Source organism: Pseudomaricurvus alkylphenolicus, from assembly GCF_011683955.1.
Classification (GTDB): Bacteria; Pseudomonadota; Gammaproteobacteria; order Pseudomonadales; family Cellvibrionaceae; genus Pseudomaricurvus; species Pseudomaricurvus alkylphenolicus.
Genome location: NZ_JAAQPI010000061.1, coordinates 1 through 1,443, shown reverse-complemented (window position 1 = coordinate 1,443; position 1,443 = coordinate 1). Strand labels below are relative to the sequence as shown.

The following is a 1,443-nucleotide window of genomic DNA, read 5'->3' as shown; positions in this document are numbered from 1 at the left end:
TGATCGACGACCTTCAACCCGCAGACCCGGATCGTTATATCAAGACTCCGGTGTGGGATACCGCGATGAATAAAATGGGGTGGGGTGCCTACCTGTCGGACCTTCACAAGCAGGGCGTTGACATTCCCGCCTACGCGGCACCAGCCCGGAATACGGATTATCGCGGATTGCCTCCCACCATTACCTTTGTCGGTTCGCTGGAGCCCTTCTACCAGGAGACGCTCGACTACGTAGAGGCACTTAAGCAAGAAAGCGTGGATGTTGCTTTTAAGCTCTATGACGGCTGCTTTCACGGTTTTGATTTCCTGGGTCCGAATGCCAAGGTCAGTGAAGATGCGCGCGATTTTACCTTTGACAGTTTTGCGGATTTCTATGATCGATACGTGAGCTAATATTTGCCTCCCGTAGACCTAATAGCCTGGTTGAAGGAGCTAGGTATTAACCTTTACGGTACTCCCGGGGCGAACAGCCGTGCCAGGATTTAAAGGCCGCTGAAAAAGACGTGGGATCACCATATCCAAGCAATAGCGCGATATTAATGATGCTGAAGTTTTTGTCCTGCAGGTATTTGACCGCCAGTGTGGACCTGACCTGTTGTACAAAATAACGGAATTGCGTATCGCGCTCCTTTAAGCGCAACTGCAGGGTGCGGCTCGACATATTCAACGCTGCGGCCACACTTTTAACCGTACAATTACCCGTGGGCAGTTGACGGCGAATTATGGTGTATAAGTTAGTCGTAAAAGAATCTCCCGCCCAGGATGTAAAGCTTAAGAACTCTTCCAACTCTTCTTTTACATTGTCATAAATGGATGTCGATACATGTACCTGGGGCAAGTCTAAAACACTTTTGTGGTAATACATCCCGCTGGTCGGCTGATCGAAATGCAGAGGTGCCTGGAAAGCTTCTTGTAGCCCTTTGGTGTCCTTGGGTTGGGGGTAGGTGAAATCCACCCGTACCGGCCTGACCGGCAATACGCAAAACCCGTCCATCAACATCACTGAGGATGTCAAAAAACTATCCGTTACCAAACAACGCTTCGAGTTGGATAGCCCTTCAAAACACATTTCTAAAATAAAGTAATCGCCCTTGCGCCTGATTGAGGTTTTCATGAGATCACCCCAGGCGGGTGACATGCCTGGTATCAGATTAATCCAGTCCCGAAAGGTGTTGCTGGCAGAAGCCAGCGACATATAGAGATGGAAGCTTTCCAGATAGCTGACCCGGCCTATCAACAGGCCCATTTCGGCATTGCCCGTTTGCTGTAAAATTTCTTCATGCAGGCGAATGTATTTTTCGGCTGGGAGGGTTGCATGGCTCTGTTGCAATTCCGGTGAATTCAGACAGAATACGTTACCCAATTGCCTAAGCTGATTAGATACCGAGCGAACCAGGATGAAGTTTACAGGACGACACTTTAAGAAGGACATCATATTGCAAGC

At 49.0% G+C, this 1,443-nt stretch carries 2 protein-coding genes; one reads left to right on the top strand and one right to left on the bottom strand.

From position 1 onward, the window contains the following. A partial coding sequence (locus tag HBA55_RS37100; protein WP_167001280.1) for an alpha/beta hydrolase fold domain-containing protein occupies positions 1-392 on the top strand: 392 nt, incomplete at its 5' end. A 46-nt stretch (positions 393-438) separates the two neighbouring features. On the opposite strand, the gene HBA55_RS37095 is transcribed toward HBA55_RS37100, so the two are convergent. Next, on the bottom strand, positions 439-1,443 hold a 1,005-nt coding region (locus HBA55_RS37095), incomplete at its 5' end, for an AraC family transcriptional regulator (protein WP_206020134.1).